15 protein-coding genes are annotated in these 17034 nt (G+C 62.5%); 8 read left to right on the plus strand and 7 right to left on the minus strand.

Features of this window, described 5'->3' with window-relative positions; translation table 11 throughout:
- Nucleotides 1–1041 precede the first annotated feature (1041 nt).
- Both BEN78_03270 and BEN78_03275 read right to left on the minus strand, forming a co-directional pair.
- Nucleotides 1042–1680: a succinyl-CoA--3-ketoacid-CoA transferase gene (locus BEN78_03270; GenBank protein ID ASR42552.1), complete on the minus strand. Its 639-nt coding sequence runs from the start codon at nt 1678–1680 to the stop codon at nt 1042–1044.
- A 1-nt stretch (nt 1681) separates the two neighbouring features.
- Nucleotides 1682–2416 (minus strand): succinyl-CoA--3-ketoacid-CoA transferase, encoded by a 735-nt coding sequence (locus tag BEN78_03275; protein ASR42553.1) that lies wholly within the window; start codon nt 2414–2416, stop codon nt 1682–1684.
- A gap of 109 nt (nt 2417–2525) precedes the next feature.
- Between BEN78_03275 and BEN78_03280 the strand changes: the two genes are divergently transcribed.
- Together BEN78_03280 and BEN78_03285 are read left to right on the plus strand one after the other, a co-directional pair.
- Nucleotides 2526–3881, plus strand: a complete 1356-nt coding sequence (locus BEN78_03280) for a phosphomannomutase (GenBank protein ASR42554.1) — start codon at nt 2526–2528, stop codon at nt 3879–3881.
- Between the two features lie 8 nt (nt 3882–3889).
- Nucleotides 3890–5299 carry a mannose-1-phosphate guanylyltransferase/mannose-6-phosphate isomerase gene (locus BEN78_03285; protein ID ASR42555.1) on the plus strand — a complete coding sequence of 470 codons (1410 nt, stop codon included), beginning with the start codon at nt 3890–3892 and terminating at the stop codon, nt 5297–5299.
- 66 nt (nt 5300–5365) lie between these two features.
- On the opposite strand, the gene BEN78_03290 is transcribed toward BEN78_03285, so the two are convergent.
- The 4 genes from BEN78_03290 to BEN78_03305 are packed head-to-tail and all read right to left on the minus strand — an operon-like array spanning nt 5366 to nt 8758.
- Nucleotides 5366–6268 (minus strand): dTDP-4-dehydrorhamnose reductase, encoded by a 903-nt coding sequence (locus BEN78_03290; protein ID ASR42556.1) that lies wholly within the window; start codon nt 6266–6268, stop codon nt 5366–5368.
- The gene (locus BEN78_03295; GenBank protein ASR42557.1) at nt 6265–6822 is read right to left on the minus strand and encodes a dTDP-4-dehydrorhamnose 3,5-epimerase; all 558 of its coding nucleotides are present in this window, start codon (nt 6820–6822) and stop codon (nt 6265–6267) included. The genes BEN78_03290 and BEN78_03295 overlap by 4 nt, the downstream gene beginning before the upstream one ends.
- Nucleotides 6819–7706 (minus strand): glucose-1-phosphate thymidylyltransferase, encoded by an 888-nt coding sequence (locus BEN78_03300; protein ID ASR42558.1) that lies wholly within the window; start codon nt 7704–7706, stop codon nt 6819–6821. Before BEN78_03300 ends, BEN78_03295 begins: the two co-directional genes overlap by 4 nt.
- Nucleotides 7703–8758, minus strand: a complete 1056-nt coding sequence (locus BEN78_03305; protein ASR42559.1) for a dTDP-glucose 4,6-dehydratase — start codon at nt 8756–8758, stop codon at nt 7703–7705. The genes BEN78_03300 and BEN78_03305 overlap by 4 nt, the downstream gene beginning before the upstream one ends.
- A 209-nt stretch (nt 8759–8967) precedes the next feature.
- Between BEN78_03305 and BEN78_03310 the strand changes: the two genes are divergently transcribed.
- From BEN78_03310 to BEN78_03335, 6 genes are all read left to right on the plus strand, one after another.
- Complete coding sequence (locus tag BEN78_03310) at nt 8968–9714, plus strand: EtfB protein (GenBank protein ASR42560.1); 747 nt, start codon at nt 8968–8970, stop codon at nt 9712–9714.
- 100 nt (nt 9715–9814) lie between these two features.
- Nucleotides 9815–10756: an electron transfer flavoprotein subunit beta gene (locus BEN78_03315; protein ASR42561.1), complete on the plus strand. Its 942-nt coding sequence runs from the start codon at nt 9815–9817 to the stop codon at nt 10754–10756.
- An 18-nt stretch (nt 10757–10774) separates the two neighbouring features.
- Complete coding sequence (locus BEN78_03320) at nt 10775–11161, plus strand: hypothetical protein (GenBank protein ID ASR42562.1); 387 nt, start codon at nt 10775–10777, stop codon at nt 11159–11161.
- A 94-nt stretch (nt 11162–11255) separates the two neighbouring features.
- Nucleotides 11256–12422, plus strand: coding sequence for a cystathionine beta-lyase (locus BEN78_03325; GenBank protein ID ASR42563.1), 1167 nt, complete (start codon nt 11256–11258; stop codon nt 12420–12422).
- Nucleotides 12423–12507: 85 nt separating this feature from the next.
- Nucleotides 12508–13287, plus strand: a complete 780-nt coding sequence (locus tag BEN78_03330) for an ABC transporter permease (protein ASR42564.1) — start codon at nt 12508–12510, stop codon at nt 13285–13287.
- Between the two features lie 10 nt (nt 13288–13297).
- Nucleotides 13298–14050 carry an ABC transporter ATP-binding protein gene (locus BEN78_03335; GenBank protein ASR42565.1) on the plus strand — a complete coding sequence of 251 codons (753 nt, stop codon included), beginning with the start codon at nt 13298–13300 and terminating at the stop codon, nt 14048–14050.
- Nucleotides 14051–15783: 1733 nt separating this feature from the next.
- Here the strand turns inward: BEN78_03335 and BEN78_03340 are convergent.
- Nucleotides 15784–16032 carry a hypothetical protein gene (locus BEN78_03340; protein ASR42566.1) on the minus strand — a complete coding sequence of 83 codons (249 nt, stop codon included), beginning with the start codon at nt 16030–16032 and terminating at the stop codon, nt 15784–15786.
- Nucleotides 16033–17034 lie beyond the last annotated feature (1002 nt).

Consider the following 17034-nt stretch of genomic DNA (forward strand, 5'->3'; position numbering starts at 1 on the left):
CCATTGCCCAGCTATCCACTCTATCGATGTGTCAACCCCGGCTGGGACAATGAGCCGCGACGGCCAGGCCGCGGTCGCGTTTATACGCATGCATCGCCGCGCGGCTATCGCGATTGGCTACGCGCGATCATAGAAGGACGTTCATCCAACATCGCACCGGATCAGCACCTGGTCTTTATCAACGCGTGGAACGAATGGGCTGAAGGCGCAGTACTTGAGCCTGATCAGCGTTTGGGCCATGCCTGGCTCGACGCCACAAGACGGGCACTTCGCCCCCCCGTAAGCAGATCGTCACGCTTCCATGCCATCGTACATGCATGGCACCTGGATACCTTCGACGAGATCCTCGCCTCACTTCACGCCAGTGGCGTTGACTGGAAGCTGATCGTCACCACATCGCCCCAGCTTGAATCACAGGTACGCACACGACTCAGATCAGCCCCATTCGATGCTGATATACACGTACTCGAAAACAGAGGACGGGACATTCTGCCTTTCCTTCAGGTCGCTGATCGTCTGCTCGACGACGGCGTGGACGCCGTACTGAAACTCCACACAAAGCAATCCACACACCTCCCAAGCGGCCAAGACTGGGGCCGCGATCTCGTCGCCAACCTCCTAAACGCTGCGCCGGAGATCGCGCGCCGATTTCGTGAAGACGCCCGTCTAGGACTCGTAGCACCTGATGGCCATCTGTGTCGGGTTCAAGATCATCTAGGCGGCAATGCAGATGGGCTGCGCTACTTAGGACGGTCGTTGGCCAGCCGACTCGATCCAGAAAGCATGTTGTTTGTCGCCGGAAGCATGTTCTGGCTCCGCTTGCCCGCACTTCGTCCGCTGCTAGATGCCGGCTTGGCAATCGAAGATTTTGAAACCGAGGCCAGTCAGATCGATGGCACCCTTGCCCATGCCGTCGAGCGGGTTTTTGCCCACGTAGTTCTCGATTCCGGATACCAGGTCATGGAGCGCTCAGAGTTGGCTGGCCTGGCGCCAGCCAACTCGATTACGCTGCCTTATCAATCCACCTAGCAGCGAGTTGGACTACTCTGCGTTAACGCGGAACGCGACACCGGTCTTGTCCTCGAGCGACTGCGCGTCCACGCCGTCGGCCATCTCGACCAGCACCAAGCCATCGGGCGTAACGTCGAACACCGCCAAGTCGGTGATGATGCGATCGACCACGCCGACACCGGTCAGCGGGAGCGTGCATTCGGGCAGGATCTTGTGGCCACCGTCCTTGGCGACGTGCTCCATCAGCACGACCACGCGCTTGACGCCGGCGACAAGGTCCATCGCCCCGCCCATGCCCTTGACCATCTTGCCGGGCACCATCCAGTTGGCGAGGTCGCCGCGATCGGTGACCTGCATCGCGCCGAGGATCGCCAGGTCGATATGACCGCCACGGATCATCGCGAACGAGTCGTGACTGCCGAAGTAGCTGGCACCCGGCCGCGCGGTCACGGTCTGCTTGCCGGCGTTGATCAGGTCGGCGTCTAACTCATCCTCGGTCGGGAACGGGCCGATGCCCAGCAGCCCGTTCTCGGACTGCAGCCAGACATCGACGCCGTCTGGAATGTGGTTGGCCACCAGCGTCGGCAGGCCGATACCGAGATTGACGTAGGCGCCGTCGGTGAGTTCACGGGCGGCGCGCGCCGCCATCTGGTCACGGGTCCAGGCCATCTCAGTTCCCCTCCTGCCGTACGGTGCGTTGCTCGATGCGCTTTTCCGGGGTCGCGTTGACGACGATGCGGTCGACGTAGATCCCCGGCAGATGCACCTGGTCGGGATCGATGTCGCCGATCTCGACCAGCTCCTCGACCTCGGCCACGCAAACCTTGCCGGCCATCGCACAGGCCGGATTGAAGTTGCGCGCGGTCTTGCGGAACACGAGGTTGCCGGCCTTGTCGGCCTTCCACGCCTTGACCAGCGCCACGTCGGCGACCAATGCGGTCTCGAGCACGTAATGGCGGCCTTCGAACTCGCGCGTTTCCTTGCCCTCGGCAACGACCGTGCCGTAACCGGTGGCGGTGAAGAACGCCGGAATACCGGCGCCGCCGGCACGCAGGCGCTCGGCCAATGTGCCCTGTGGGTTGAACTCCAGCTCCAGTTCGCCGCCCAGGTACTGGCGCTCGAACTCCTTGTTCTCGCCGACGTAGGAGGAAATCATCTTGCGGATCTGCCGGGTTTCCAACAGTTGCCCCAAGCCAAAGCCATCGACGCCGGCGTTGTTGGAAATCGCCGTCAGCCCGGTCACGCCCGAGTCACGCAGCGCGGCGATCAGCGCCTCGGGAATGCCGCACAGGCCGAAGCCGCCGACCGCGAGGGTCTGGCCATCAGCAACGACACCGGCCAGCGCCGACGCCGCATCGGGGTACAGCTTGCCGCGGCGGGCCGCGGCGGAACTCTGCTCGCTCATCTCGATCCTCGTGGCGCAACTCGACGCATTCTAGCCGGCAGCGCGCCTTGCCGCCGGCAGGTCGGCGCGCGGGATAGAATCGGCGCTCCCCTTCTCACATGGATGCGCCATGCCCCTGCCCGCCTTCAAGGCCTACGACCTGCGCGGTCGCGTGCCCGACGAACTCAACCCGGCGCTGGCCCGCGACATCGGCGTTGCGCTGGCCGCCCAACTCGAGCCGGGGGCAGTGGTACTGGGCCGCGACGTGCGCCTGACCAGCCCAGAGCTACAGACCGCGCTGTCGGAAGGGCTGCGCAGTCAGGGCCGCGAAGTCGTGGATATCGGCGTGGGCGGGACCGAAGAGGTCTACTTCCAGGTCGATCGATTGGGCGCGGCCGGTGGCGTCATGGTGACCGCCAGCCATAACCCAATGGACTACAACGGTATGAAATTGGTCCGGCAGCAGGCGCGGCCGATCAGTTCCGATACCGGCTTGTTCGCGATCAGTGACGCGGTCGAGGCCGGCAACCTGCCGCCGCCGGTGACCAAGCCGGGCAGCGAACGGAGTCACGCGGACAAATCCGAATACATCGCGCATCTGCTCGGCTACGTCGATGCGGCCGTGCTGCGGCCGCTCAAGCTCGTGGTCAATGCGGGCAATGGCGGCGCCGGCGCGATCGTGGACCTGCTCGCCCCGCACCTGCCGTTCGAGTTCGTACGCGTCTTCCACGACGCCGACGGCCGCTTTCCCAATGGCATTCCCAATCCGCTGCTGCCCGAGAACCGCCAGGCGACCGCCGATGCCGTGCGCGCGCACGGCGCGGACTTCGGCATCGCCTGGGACGGTGACTTCGACCGCTGCTTCTTCTTCGACGAGAGCGGCACGTTCATCGAGGGCTACTACCTGGTCGGATTGCTGGCGCAGGCGATCCTGGCCAAGCAGCCGGGCGGCAAGGTCGTGCACGACCCGCGCCTGGTCTGGAACACCGTCGAACAGGTCGAGGCCGCCGGCGGCGTCCCGGTGCTGTGCAAGAGCGGGCACGCCTTCATCAAGGAAAAGATGCGCGCCGAGGATGCGGTCTACGGTGGCGAGATGAGTGCTCACCATTACTTCCGCGAGTTCGCCTATGCCGACTCGGGCATGATCCCATGGCTGCTGATCGCCGAACTGGTCTCCAAGAGCGGGCGCACGCTCGGCGATCTCGTCGCCGCGCGCGTGGCGAAGTTCCCCTGCAGCGGCGAGATCAACTTCCGCGTCGCCGATGCCAAGGTCGCCGTCGAGCGCGTGATGGCGCACTACGCCGCGCAATCGCCCACGCTCGACCACACCGACGGCATCAGTGCCGACTTCGGCGACTGGCGCTTCAACCTGCGTAGCTCCAATACCGAACCCCTGCTGCGGCTCAACGTCGAGACCCGCGGCGATCGCGCGCTGCTCGAGGCGCGGACGCGGGAACTCTCGCAACTGCTAGCACCCGAAGCCTGAGACGCACGATGACCGCGATCATTCCGGTACTCCTATCCGGCGGAGCCGGCACACGACTGTGGCCGCTGTCGCGCGAGATGTATCCCAAGCAGTTCCTGCCGCTGGTGGGCGAGCACACGATGCTGCAGGCGACATGGCAACGGGTCGCCCCGCTCGTGGGAGAACAGGGGCCGCTGATCGTCGCCAACGAAGAGCACCGTTTCATCGTGGCCGAACAGCTCCAGCAGGTCGGAGCCCGCCCGGAGACGATTCTGCTCGAACCTGCGGGCCGTAATACGGCGCCCGCCATCGCAGCAGCGGCGCTCGAGGCGGCGCACTCCACGCCTGACGCTGTGTTGCTGGTGCTGCCATCGGATCACGTGGTCCAACGTCCGGACGCATTCCTCGCGGCGGTCCGCACCGCGCTGCCGACTGCAGCGGACGGCAAGCTCGTCACCTTCGGCGTGGTGCCCCATAGCCCCGAGACCGGCTACGGTTACATCAAGTCCGGAACGGACGGCGGTGCAGTCCTTCCGGTCGAGCGCTTCGTCGAAAAGCCGGACCTGGCAACGGCCCAGCAGTACGTGGCCTCGGGCCAGTACTACTGGAACAGCGGTATGTTTCTGTTCCGAGCGGACCGCTATCTGGAAGAACTCGGACGACACGCGCCGGCCATCCTGTCGGCGGTACGCGCTGCATGGGAAGGCGCACGCAAGGACGCGGACTTCACCCGGCTCGATCCCGATGCGTTCGCCGCCAGCCCATCCGATTCGATCGATTACGCGGTCATGGAAAAAACCGATGCCGCAGTGGTCATGCCGCTCGACGCCGGATGGAGCGATGTCGGCTCATGGGCATCCCTGCGCGAGGTCAGCCCCCAGGACGCGGACGGCAATGCGCACCACGGCGATGTCGTCGCGATCGATTGTCGCAATACCTATGCGCACGGCAACCGCCTGATCGCGATGATCGGCCTGGAGGACACGATCGTCGTCGAGACCGACGACGCGATCCTCGTCGGGCGCAGCGACCGGATCCAACAGGTCAAGGACGTCGTCGCCGAGCTCAAGGCGCGCCAACTGCCGCAGGCCAGCTGGCATCGCAAGGTCTACCGGCCCTGGGGCGCCTACGACTCGATCGACAACGGCGCGCGCTTCCAGGTCAAGCGCATCACCGTCAAGCCCGGCGCGACACTGAGCCTGCAGATGCACCACCACCGCGCCGAGCACTGGATCGTCGTCAGCGGCACTGCCGAGGTCACACGCGGCGGCGACGTGCTGCTGTTGAGCGAAAACCAGAGCACCTACATCCCGCTCGGCGTGACCCATCGCCTGCGCAACCCGGGCAAGCTGCCACTGGAGCTGATCGAGGTGCAGTCGGGCAGCTATCTGGGCGAGGACGACATCGTGCGCTTCGAGGACACCTACGGCCGCGCTTGAGTCGGCACCTGATCGCTCAACTTCGAGGACGGCGCCTTCGGGCGCCGTCCTGTATTCGAAGCCCTGTCAGCGATCCGCGGCGAGCGTATCGAGGACGCCGCCCAGCGCATGCTTCCACTCGGGCAGCAGGACACCGAAGTCGCGCTCCAGCGTGCCGGTATCCAGGCGCGAGTAGGCCGGGCGCTTGGCGGGAGTCGGATAGTCGGCGGTCGCGATCGGCTCGACCTTCGGCGCGCGTGCGATCAGGCCACGTTCGAGCGCGCCTTCGAAAATCGCCTCGGCAAACCCATGCCAGCTCGTCTCGCCGTTCGCGGTCAGATGCCAAGTACCGCGCCGCCTGCCGCCGTCCTGCAGCAACTGCGCGGTGACGTCGGCGATCAGCGCCGCCGGCGTCGGCGTGCCGATCTGGTCGGCGACCACACGCAGCACGTCGCGCTCGGCGCCCACGCGCAGCATCGTGCGCAGGAAGTTGTGGCCGTGCGCTGCATAGACCCAGGCCGTGCGCAGGATCAGGTGCTGCCCGCCGGCTGCTCGGATTGCGTCCTCGCCGGCCAACTTACTGGCCCCGTAGACGCCCAGCGGTGCGGTGGTGTCGTCCGGCCGGTACGGGCGCGTGCCTTGGCCATCGAATACGTAGTCGGTCGAGTAGTGCACCAGTGGCACGTCGTGTGTCGCGCACCAGCGGGCGATCGCACCCGGCGTCTTCGCGTTGGCGGCGAATGCGACCTCCTGCTCGCTTTCGGCCTTGTCGACGGCGGTGTACGCCGCGGCATTAATGACCCGATCCGGCCTGACAATATCGAGCAGCGCTACGACGGCTTCCGCGTCGGCAAAGTCCGCCTGCAGGCACGGCGCGCCGTCGGCGAGCGTGCCGCTGCGCGTCGTGGCCTGGACTGCACCAAGCGGTACGAGTGAGCGCAGCAGCTCGCGGCCGACCTGGCCGTTGGCGCCGAAGACCAGCGTGGTCATGCGCGCAGGTCCGGCAGCCGATCCTCGGCAATGTCGGCCAACAGGGGCGCCTGCGCATCCTTGTCCGACAGCAGTGGTGCGTCGATCGGCCATTCGACGCCGATCTGCGGATCGTCCCAGCGCACGCCGGCGTCGGCTTCCTTGACGTAGACGTCAGTGCACAGGTAGCTGAACAACGCCGTCTCCGACAGCACCGCGAAGCCATGTGCGAAGCCTTCTGGGATCCAGAACTGACGCTTGTTCTCCGCGCTCAGCAGCACCCCTTCCCATTGTCCGAAGGTCGGCGACCCACGCCGAATGTCGACCGCCACGTCGAAGACTTCGCCTTGGAGCACGCTGACCAGCTTGCCCTGCGGCCGCGGCCACTGGTAATGCAGGCCGCGCAGCACGCCTTTCGCGGACGAGGACACGTTGCTCTGCACGAAGCTCGTCGGCAGGCCATGCTGGCCGAAGCGCGCCGCGTTCCAGGCCTCGAAGAAGAAACCACGGGCATCGCCGAACACGGCAGGCTCGAGCACGACGGCACCGGGCAACTTGGTTTCGATGATCTTCAACGCACCACTCCTCGGGTCACCAGCGTCTGCAGGTACTGGCCATACCCGTTCTTCGACAGCGGCTTGGCCAGCGCCAGCAGTTGTTCGGCGTCGATCCAACCCTGGCCGAAGGCGATCTCCTCCGGACAGCACACCTGCAGGCCCTGCCGGTCCTGAATGGTCTGGATGAAGTTCGAGGCCTCGTGCAGCGACTGGTGCGTGCCGGTGTCGAGCCAGGCGTATCCACGGCCGAGCTGTTCGAGATACAGCGCGCCGTCGTCGAGATAGCGACGGTTGAGGTCGGTGATCTCCAGTTCGCCGCGCGGCGAAGGCTCGAGCTCGGCGGCATAGTCGCTGGCCCGGCCGTCGTAGAAGTACAGGCCGGTCACGGCGTAGTTGGAACGCGGCTGCTCGGGTTTCTCGGCGATGTCGACGACCTTGCCCTCGGCATCGAACGCGGCCACGCCGTAGCGCTCGGGATCGTTGACCCAGTAGCCGAAGACCGTGGCGCCGTCGCCGCGCGCGTCCGCCCGCCGAAGTGTGTCAGTCAGGCCATGGCCATGGAAGATGTTGTCGCCCAGCACCAGGCAGCTCGGCTTGCCACCGACGAACTCGCGCCCGATCAGGTACGCCTGCGCCAGACCATCGGGGCTCGGCTGCACCGCATACTGGATGTCCATGCCCCACTGCGACCCGTCGCCGAGCAGCGCCTGGAACAGCGCCTGCTCGTGCGGGGTGTTGATGATCAGCACCTCGCGGATGCCCGTCAGCATCAGCACGCTGAGCGGGTAGTAGATCATCGGCTTGTCGTAGACCGGCAGCAGCTGCTTGCTGACGCCCTTGGTGATCGGATAGAGGCGGGTGCCCGATCCGCCGGCCAGGATGATGCCCTTGCGCTGGGTCATGCCCCTGCTCCCATCCGCTCCAACCGGTAGCTGCCATCGAGGATGCCGCGCACCCAGTCCTGGTTGTCCAGGTACCAGTCGACGGTCTCGGCGATACCGGTCTCGAAGGTGTGGCGCGGCGTCCAGCCCAGCTCGTTCTGCAATTTGGAGGCATCGATCGCGTAGCGCCGGTCATGGCCCGGCCGGTCGGCGACGAACGTGATCTGGCTGCTGCGCGGCTGGCCATCCTCGCGGGGACGGCGCGCGTCGAGCAGTCGGCAGATGGTCTCGACGACCTCGAGATTCCGGCGCTCCGAGTCGCCACCGACGTTGTAGGTCTCGCCAACCCGGCCCTTCTCGAGCACCGTGCGGATCGCCTCGCAGTGATCGGTCACAAACAGCCAGTCGCGCACCTGCTGGCCGTCGCCGTAGACCGGCAGCGGCTCGCCGGCCAGTGCCTTGGCGATCACCAGCGGGATGAGCTTCTCGGGGAAATGGTAGGGCCCGTAGTTGTTGGAGCAGTTGGTGGTCAGCGTCGGCAGGCCGTAGGTGTGGTGAAACGCGCGCACCAGATGGTCGGACGCCGCCTTGGAGGCCGAGTACGGCGAGTTCGGCGCATACGGCGTGGTCTCGGTGAACTTGCCGGTCTCGCCGAGTGTGCCGTAGACCTCGTCGGTCGACACATGCAGGAAACGGAAGGCTGCCTTGGCGTCGCCGTCGAGACCTTTCCAGTAATCGCGCACGGCCTCGAGCAGCCCCAGGGTCCCGACGACATTGGTGTCGATGAACGCGGCCGGGCCGTCGATCGAGCGGTCGACGTGGCTCTCGGCCGCGAAGTTGAGCACCGCATCGGGCCGGTGCTCGGCCAACAGCCGGGAGACCAGGGCCCGATCGCCAATGTCGCCACGCACGAAGACGTGGTCGGGGTTGCCTTCCAGCGAGGCCAGGGTCTGCAGGTTGCCCGCGTAGGTCAACGCATCAAGGTTGACCACGCGCACGCCCAGGCGGACCGCCTCGAGCACGAAGTTACCGCCGATGAAACCGGCACCGCCGGTGACGAGCCATGTGGGCACGGAAACACGCTCCTGTGTGAATACGCTGGACCGCCCTGCGATGGCGGAGACGACAGGATACCGACTCGGCCGGGCGTTTTTGGTGGAAATGCGCCCCGGCCGCCGCTGTGGGCTCGCGGCCCAACCCTCGGCCCGCTAGAATCGGACGATTCGTCCCGTGCCTGCCGCCGCGGCCGGGTGACCCGCAGACAGTAAGGAATACCCGCCCGATGAAGATCCTCGTCGCCTACAAGCGCGTGGTGGACTACAACGTCCGCATCCAGGTCAAGCCCGACGGCTCCGGCGTCGTCACCGATGGCGTCAAGCTGTCGGCCAACCCCTTCGACGAGATCGCGCTCGAAGAGGCCCTGCGACTGCGCGACAAGGGCATCGCGACCGAGGTCGTGGTCGCCACGATCGCGCCGGCCGACGCCCAGGCGCACCTGCGCAACGGCCTGGCGATGGGCGCCAACCGGGCGCTGCACGTGGTCTGCGACCAGCCGATCCAGCCGCTGACTGCGGCCCGTACGCTGCTCAAGCTGGTCGAGAAGGAACAGCCCGACCTCGTCATCCTCGGCAAGCAGGCGATCGACGACGACGCCAACCAGACCGGCCAGATGCTGGCCACGCTGTGGGGCCGCCCGCAGGCGACCTTTGCCAGCAAGCTCGATATCGCCGACGGCAAGGCCACGGTGACCCGCGAGGTCGACGCCGGCCTGGAAACCCTCGAAGTGGACCTGCCTGCGGTGGTGACGACCGACCTGCGGCTGAACGAGCCGCGCTTCATCAAACTGCCGGACATCATGAAGGCCAAGGCCAAGCCGCTCGAGTCGATCCCGCTCGCCGATCTGGGCGTCGAGACCGCCGACACCCTCACGACCTCGCGCTACGAGGCGCCGGCCAAGCGCAGCAAGGGCGTCATGGTCAAGGACGCGGCCGAGCTCGTTGCCGCGCTGAAGGCCAAGGGCCTGCTCTGAACCGTCGCTCCCGCACGGCGGGAGCCCAGTGACTGCCGGCCGAAGCCGGAGTGCATCGACGCGAGCCCGCACGGACGCGACGATTCCCAGGAGAACTTCCATGTCCAACGTCCTCGTCATCGCCGAACACATCGACGGCAAGCTCAACGCCAGCGCGACCGCCAAGACCGTCGCCGCGGCGCAGGCCCTGTCGCCGGTCACCATCGATATCGTCGTGCTCGCCGCCGACCCTGCCAGCGCCGCAGCCGAGGCGGCGACCATCGCGGGAGTCGCCAAGGTGCGCACGGTCGCCAATCCGGCCAATGCGCAGCCGCTGGCCCAGGTGCTCGGCCCGCAGATCGCCAAACTCGCCGTCGGCTACAGCCATGTCTTCGCACCGTCGACGACGTTCGGCAAGGACCTGATGCCGGTGGTCGCCGCCCTGCTCGGCGTCAACCAGATCTCCGATCTGATGACGGTCGAAGGCAGCCACACCTTCAAGCGCCCGATCTACGCGGGCAACGCCATCGTTACCGTCGAGGCGCCTGCGGGCCAGCCGGTGGTCGCCACTGTGCGCACCGCGTCGTGGCAGGAAGCCGCACGCGGCGGGAGCGCGGCGATCGAGCCGACCACCGTCGATGCCGACCTGCCCACCCACACGCGTTTTGTGGCCCTGGCGGCAGGCAGTACCGATCGTCCCGACCTGCAGAGCGCCAAGCGCGTCGTGTCCGGAGGGCGCGGGGTCGGCTCGGAGGAGAACTTCAAGGTCATCTTCGACTTCGCCGACAAGCTCGGCGCGGCCGTCGGCGCTTCGCGTGCGGCTGTCGATGCCGGCTACGTCCCCAACGAGCTGCAGGTCGGCCAGACCGGCAAGATCATCGCGCCCGAGCTCTACGTCGCGATCGGCATCAGCGGCGCGATCCAGCACCTGACCGGCATCAAGGACGCGGGCACCATTGTCGCGATCAACAAGGATGCCGACTCGCCGATCTTCGAGATTGCGGACATCGGCCTGGTCGGGGATCTGTTCAAAGTTCTTCCCGAACTCGAACGATCACTCTGACGCCGCCCCCATCAGAACATGACCAGTCGTCTGCTGCGTTTCTTGATATCCGGCGGCTCTGCCGCAGCAGTCGAGTACTCGGTGTTCTTCGCATCGCATCTGTTTCTGGGTCGCGAGTGGTTGCTGCTCAGCCAGTCCGTCAGCTTTGCATGCGGCTTCATCTTGAGTTTCCTGCTGAATCGTCACTGGGTATTTCGCAGCAGCGGGATCTGGGGAGTCGAGCTATTGCGCTACGGTGTGCTGGCCGTGCTGAACCTGATGATCGGCATCGTCGCAATCAGCGCGCTGGTAGGGCCCGCGGGCATGCTACCTCTGATAGCCAAATTCGTTGTAATGGCAATGATCGCAGCGTGGAACTACCTGATCTTCTCGAAGCTGGTGTTCCGCCCCGAAATGGAGGGGTGAGGCCCGCAAAGAGTGCTGCAGTCCGAGACTGCTAAGAGCACCCCAGTAAGAAATCTCGCCACTCTCGTCATCCTCAATTTCCAGGCGAACCAGAATGACCAAGAAATCGCATGCGCGTGGCCTCGGTACACGCGCGATTCATGCCGGACAAGAGCCGGATCCCAGCACCGGCGCCATCATGACGCCCATCTACGCGACCTCTACATATGTGCAGGAAAGCCCAGGGAAGCATAAGGGATACGAGTACTCCCGCACACAAAATCCAACTCGTAATGCGTACGAAGCATGCATTGCAGACCTAGAAGGCGGGAAGGCGGGATTCGCCTTCGCCTCCGGGCTCGCCGCAGCTTCCACTGTGTTGGATGTACTCGACCACGGCGACCATGTCATCGCGATGAACGACCTGTATGGCGGCACTTATCGCCTGTTCGAACAGGTTAGGCGACGCTCAGCCGGCCTTGATTTCAGCTATGTCGATCTGAATGACACTGCGGCATTGCGTGCTGCCGTTAGGCCGAACACTAAGATGATCTGGGCGGAAACACCCACTAATCCGATGCTCCAAGTGGTAAACCTCGAGAAGATTGGTGCGTTCGCTCGCAAGCTCGGCGTCATGCTCGTTGTGGACAACACGTTCTGCTCGCCAATAGTGCAGCGCCCCCTGGAAACCGGAGCGCATCTTGTTCTGCATTCTGCAACCAAATATCTAAACGGACACTCCGATATTGTGGGCGGAATTGTCGTCGCAGGCGACGAAGCAATGGCAGAACGCATGGGTTTCCTGCAAAACTCGGTCGGCGCTGTCGCCGGGCCCTTCGACTCTTTCCTCGCATTACGTGGCCTGAAAACCCTTCACTTGCGCATGCGGACCCACTGCGAAAGCGCATTGGAGCTAGCGACGTGGCTTGAACGCGACAGCCGTATCGAGAGCGTGATTTATCCTGGCCTCAAAAGTCATCCCCAGCACGCATTGGCAAAGCGCCAGATGGACGGTTTCGGCGGCATCATTTCTGTGCGCGTGAAGGGAGGCAAGCTCAAGGCGCGGCGTATGCTCGAAAAATGCCGCCTGTTCGCGCTCGCCGAGTCACTGGGTGGAGTTGAGAGTCTGATCGAGTTGCCATCCGTGATGACACATGCGTCGATCCCCCTTGAGCAGCGCAAGCAACTTGGCATCACGGATAACTTGGTCCGACTTTCGGTAGGTATTGAAGATGTCTCCGACCTGAGAGATGAGCTGGATTTCGCTCTAGGAAGGACGTGATTTTAACATGCCAGCATGCCTTTCAAAACAGCATATAGCCGCTACCATCGATATCGAAACTCACTGATTCAAACGAGAACCTTCAATGCTTGAAGCATTATCCGACCTGCGGCGAAGCCTAGTATCCTGGCGACTTTGGACCCTTCTTGGCTGGCTGGAGATCCGCCAGCGCTATGCGCGGTCTCGGGTGGGACCTTTCTGGTTGACCATCAGCATGAGCGTCATTATCGGCACGATCGGTATCGTGTACGGAACGCTGTTTGGACAGACGATGAGCGACTACCTCCCGTATCTCGCGGCAAGTCTGGTTCTGTGGGGGCTGTTTTCGGGGATCGTTACGGAAGGCAGCACTGCTTACATCTCGAACAGTGCTTACATCCGGCAAGTGGCGACATCGCGGTTGATCTATATTCTGCAAGTCACTTGGCGCAACGTCGTGATCTTCACCCATAACGCCGCCATCATCGTTTTGTTGCTCGCAATTTTTGGTGTTCAGCGCTGGGATACGCTGCCGCTCTTTCTACCGGGCCTCCTGCTGCTTGTGGTGAATGCAACGTGGGTCGGCATAGTGACAGCGCTTGTTTCTGCACGATTCCGTGACTTTCCCCAAATCGTTGCTTCAATCGTGCAAATGGCCTTCTACCTGACGCCGATCATGTACAAGGCCGAGTTGCTGACCAAGTACTCATTCATTACAACTTACAATCCAATGCTTTATCTGCTCGACGTGGCCCGCATGCCACTGCTCGGCCAGGTACCGTCAACGCGCACGTACGTCGTCACCATCATCCTTGCATTGGCGGGCTGGACGTTCGCGCTCTGGTTGACAGGCCGCTACAGCAAGCGTATCCCCTACTGGATCTGAATCAGATATCATGGCTTTTATCCAACTCGACAACGTCTTCTTGGACTTGCCCATCTTCGAAGTCCACGGACGCTCACTCAAGCGCCAGGTAATGCGGCTCGGACGCAAGAACGCTATTGCTGAGGACAACGACGGCGTTATCATCGTACGGGCGTTGGACGACGTAAGCTTGCGCTTCGACAGTGGAGATCGTATCGGTTTGATCGGTCACAACGGAGCTGGCAAGTCGACGCTACTTCGCACGTTAGCCGGGATCTATGCACCGACCCAGGGAACAATCTCACATGAGGGCCGGGTAGTGCCCCTGCTAGACATCAGCCTCGGTATGGATGACAACTCGACCGGCATGCAGAATATCCGGTTACGGGGACTTCTGCTCGGCATGGACGATGCAGAGATCAGCAGAAAGACTGCTGAGATCTCCGAGTTCTGCGAGCTGGGTGACTATCTCGATTTGCCGATCCGCACTTACTCCAGCGGAATGCGTGTCCGCCTAGCTTTTGCCGTCTCGACAGCTGTCGAAGCTGAGATTTTGCTGCTCGACGAAGTCATGGGCGTGGGCGACGCTTCTTTCATGCACAAGGCTCAGAGACGCCTTCAGGAGCTTCATAGCCGCTCGGAGATTGTGGTACTTGCGATGCACTCAAACGCGGAGATCCGCCGGGTCTGCAATAAGACTCTTTGGATGGATAACGGGCGAGTGAAGATGTTTGGATCGACCGAGGAAGTGGTGAGCGCCTATGAAGCGAGCGTATCCGGATGATCGGGGTTCAAAGCGTCCGACGGACTCACTCGTAGCCGACATGGAGATTATCGAGCAAGAGATTCTAGAATCTGTACTCGTAGCGGGGGGGATGCTTTGCCCGGCACCGTGTATCTGCAGGGCGTGGACGGACAAGCGTTTGCGCGCATCGCTCATGAGCTCGCGTCGACTCACGTTGCATACCCCAGCTTCAAGGATGACGTCACGCTATCCAGCACGATGCAGCTCAAGGCGCTTGATTCGGAACGGAGCGAGATTCTTGTACATGTGCAGCAGGGTAGTCACAAACAGGCCGCGCAGGAGATCATCGGACACCTCGAATCACACCCCCTAACGGGATTTGTCATCCTTCTGCCCCAATCTCTGCCTGGCGATCATCTGATCAAAAGACCATTGTGGCGCGAGGTTATGCCGACCTTCCGACTAAGGAGCAGCCATACGGTCGAGATGGCTATCGGCCTGGAAGAGTGCCTCGCCCGCTTCGAAGCAAACGAACTTGATCTGCCATCTGATCTCACCGTGATGCTGCAGAAGGCCACCCCTACATCGACCGCAGACGCTCAGATCAGTCGGGCTCTTTGGCACGAGCTCATGATCACGCGCTTGCGAGCTGCTGTTAGTGAGCAAGAATGCGAACAACTGCTGCAACGGCAGGACATCCTGACCCGCTCGCTCAACAATGCCAGCCTGACGGCCCAGTCTTCGGTTGGCGCACTGCACCACGCCAATGCACGTATCGAAGAGTTGCTCAGATCCAGGTCCTGGCGCCTTACCGAGCCTTTGCGCGCCATCAGTGTTCTCGCGCGTCGCGGTAAGAATTTGCTTTCCAGGGTACGTAGACACGCTGGAACCGCGAAACGCATACTAGCTGACCGAGGAATCCCCGGGCTGCTCCGGGAGATTCTCAAGGTCGCAAGCAATCCTCGGCGCCTGTTGCGACTGCTCCGCCATGAGTCGGCATCGCTCCATCTGCCCCAGTACGTTCTACCGAGAGCAAGCTCGGCCCTCACAGAGCTGACTTTGCGCGTCCTGATCATCGCTGATATGAATCTGGCGCAGTGCACGAAGTATCGCGTCCTTCAGAAGCAACAGATGATCCAGGACCTGGGACTGGACTGCAACATCGTACGTTGGGAAGACCTCGACAGCGCTCGAGATCTACTCAACACGCACACCGTCGCCATCTTCTATCGTGTGCCGGGCTTTGAAGTTCAGCTTGAATCTATCGCACGCGCCAAGGCGCTTGGGATGCGCACCATCTGGGAAGTGGACGACCTCATCTTTGACGCAGAGCTCTACGAGACCAATAGCAATCTCCGGGATCTGGATCATCGTGTCCGGACGTCGATCCTCAACGGCGTTCCTCTCTATCGCGCTGCTATGCTCGCCTGCGACTACTGCATCGCTTCGACGCAGGCGCTTGCCGATGCGATGCGCGCATGCGGCGTCTCCAGCGTCCACGTCATCAACAATGCGCTGGACGACCAAACCCTGTTCATTGCCGAAGAGATCAATACCCGACGCAGGCGCCATGACGGGTTGATCAGAATCGTGTATGGATCTGGATCCGCTTCGCACGACTCAGATTTCAAAGAGTGCGCAGACGCGCTCCTTCAGGTGTTGAAGGAAAACTATCATGCGCGGCTTACCATTGTAGGGACACTCAATCTACCAGCCACCTTCAAGATGGTTGAAAGTCAGGTCGAGCGCCTCCCACCGTCTGACTACGCGACTTACCTGACGCGCCTGGCCAAATGCGACATCAACATTGCGCCTCTTGAAAATAGCGTCTTCAACGACGCGAAGTCCAACATCAAGTATTTAGAGGCAGCTATCGTCAAGGTGCCCTCGATCTGCTCGCCGACAGCCGAGTTCCGCAATACTGTTATCCACGGCGAGACGGGGCTTTTGGCGAAGAGTAGCGCCGAATGGAAGGACTGCCTCACTGCGCTGATTGAGAACGCTTCACTCCGCGCCCGCATCGCCAAGAGGGCTTACGAACATGTGCTACTTCATTACACGCCCAACGTAATCGCGCGCGAGCAGGTGATGCCAATTCTAGCACCGCTTGATCAGTTCAAGCGGGATCGTCCGCGTATTCTTGGGGTAAATATATTCTTCGAACCACGCAGCTTTGGTGGTGCGACAATCGTCGCCGAAGAAGTTGCCCGCCGCATCAATGCGAGCGGTAAAGCTCATTATGCAATGCTCACCTCGCTTCCCTGCACAGACGTCCCTCCTTACAAGGTAACGCGTTATCGGTCCTCGGCGGCTGAAGTGTTCGCGATGGGGCTCCCGTTCGAAGCGGATCCTGCCTTCGACTTCGACAATCCTTTTTCACCTATCGCGTTCAGGGAAATTCTACGTTCTTGGCGACCGGATGTCGTTCATCTGCACTCGATCCAGGGATTCGGTGTCCAACTCGCTGAAGCCTGCCAAGAGGCCGGAATTCCCTACGTAGTAACGATGCACGATGCATGGTGGATCTGTGCAAGACAGTTCATGATCACATCCGAGGGGAATTACTGCCATCAAAGCAAGGTCGATCTCAAGATCTGCTCCCGTTGCGTCAGCAATCCCGCTCTTAATCCCTACCGGCAGCACCGACTCCACGAAATTCTTGCTGGAGCTGCACTAATGCTTGCTCCCAGTGCTTTCTTTCGCGGCGTGTACGCCGATAACGGCTTCGACACGTCGCGCATCTTGGTGAACAAGAATGGCGTGGTGCCCCCGACAACACCGATCCAACGCAGCGCGCCGAGTGGGCGCAAGCTGCGTTTCGGATTTGTCGGAGGCGAAGGTCCGGCTAAGGGCAGCGAACTCATCAAACAGGTGTTGCGAGAGCTACCGCATACCAACTATGAGCTGCACGTTGTAGACGCCGCTCTGAATCTTGGGCAACGTCACATCTTCGAAGAAACTTGGCAGATTCCCGGCACGTTGAAAATCGTGCCGGCCTACACGCAAGCAAGTATTGATGAATT

The sequence above is a fragment of the Xanthomonas citri pv. mangiferaeindicae genome, assembly GCA_002240395.1.
GTDB lineage: Bacteria > Pseudomonadota > Gammaproteobacteria > Xanthomonadales > Xanthomonadaceae > Luteimonas > Luteimonas citri_A.

Coding starts and splice junctions, on each gene's coding strand:
- BEN78_03335 (ASR42565.1), top strand. CDS start 13,298: ATGGCTTTTATCCAACTCGACAACGTCTTCTTGGACTTGCCCATCTTC.
- BEN78_03325 (ASR42563.1), top strand. CDS start 11,256: ATGACCAAGAAATCGCATGCGCGTGGCCTCGGTACACGCGCGATTCAT.
- BEN78_03280 (ASR42554.1), top strand. CDS start 2,526: ATGCCCCTGCCCGCCTTCAAGGCCTACGACCTGCGCGGTCGCGTGCCC.
- BEN78_03320 (ASR42562.1), top strand. CDS start 10,775: ATGACCAGTCGTCTGCTGCGTTTCTTGATATCCGGCGGCTCTGCCGCA.
- BEN78_03285 (ASR42555.1), top strand. CDS start 3,890: ATGACCGCGATCATTCCGGTACTCCTATCCGGCGGAGCCGGCACACGA.
- BEN78_03330 (ASR42564.1), top strand. CDS start 12,508: ATGCTTGAAGCATTATCCGACCTGCGGCGAAGCCTAGTATCCTGGCGA.
- BEN78_03290 (ASR42556.1), bottom strand. CDS start 6,268: ATGACCACGCTGGTCTTCGGCGCCAACGGCCAGGTCGGCCGCGAGCTG.
- BEN78_03300 (ASR42558.1), bottom strand. CDS start 7,706: ATGACCCAGCGCAAGGGCATCATCCTGGCCGGCGGATCGGGCACCCGC.
- BEN78_03310 (ASR42560.1), top strand. CDS start 8,968: ATGAAGATCCTCGTCGCCTACAAGCGCGTGGTGGACTACAACGTCCGC.
- BEN78_03315 (ASR42561.1), top strand. CDS start 9,815: ATGTCCAACGTCCTCGTCATCGCCGAACACATCGACGGCAAGCTCAAC.
- BEN78_03275 (ASR42553.1), bottom strand. CDS start 2,416: ATGAGCGAGCAGAGTTCCGCCGCGGCCCGCCGCGGCAAGCTGTACCCC.
- BEN78_03340 (ASR42566.1), bottom strand. CDS start 16,032: ATGCGGGCGCGGAGTGAAGCGTTCTCAATCAGCGCAGTGAGGCAGTCC.
- BEN78_03270 (ASR42552.1), bottom strand. CDS start 1,680: ATGGCCTGGACCCGTGACCAGATGGCGGCGCGCGCCGCCCGTGAACTC.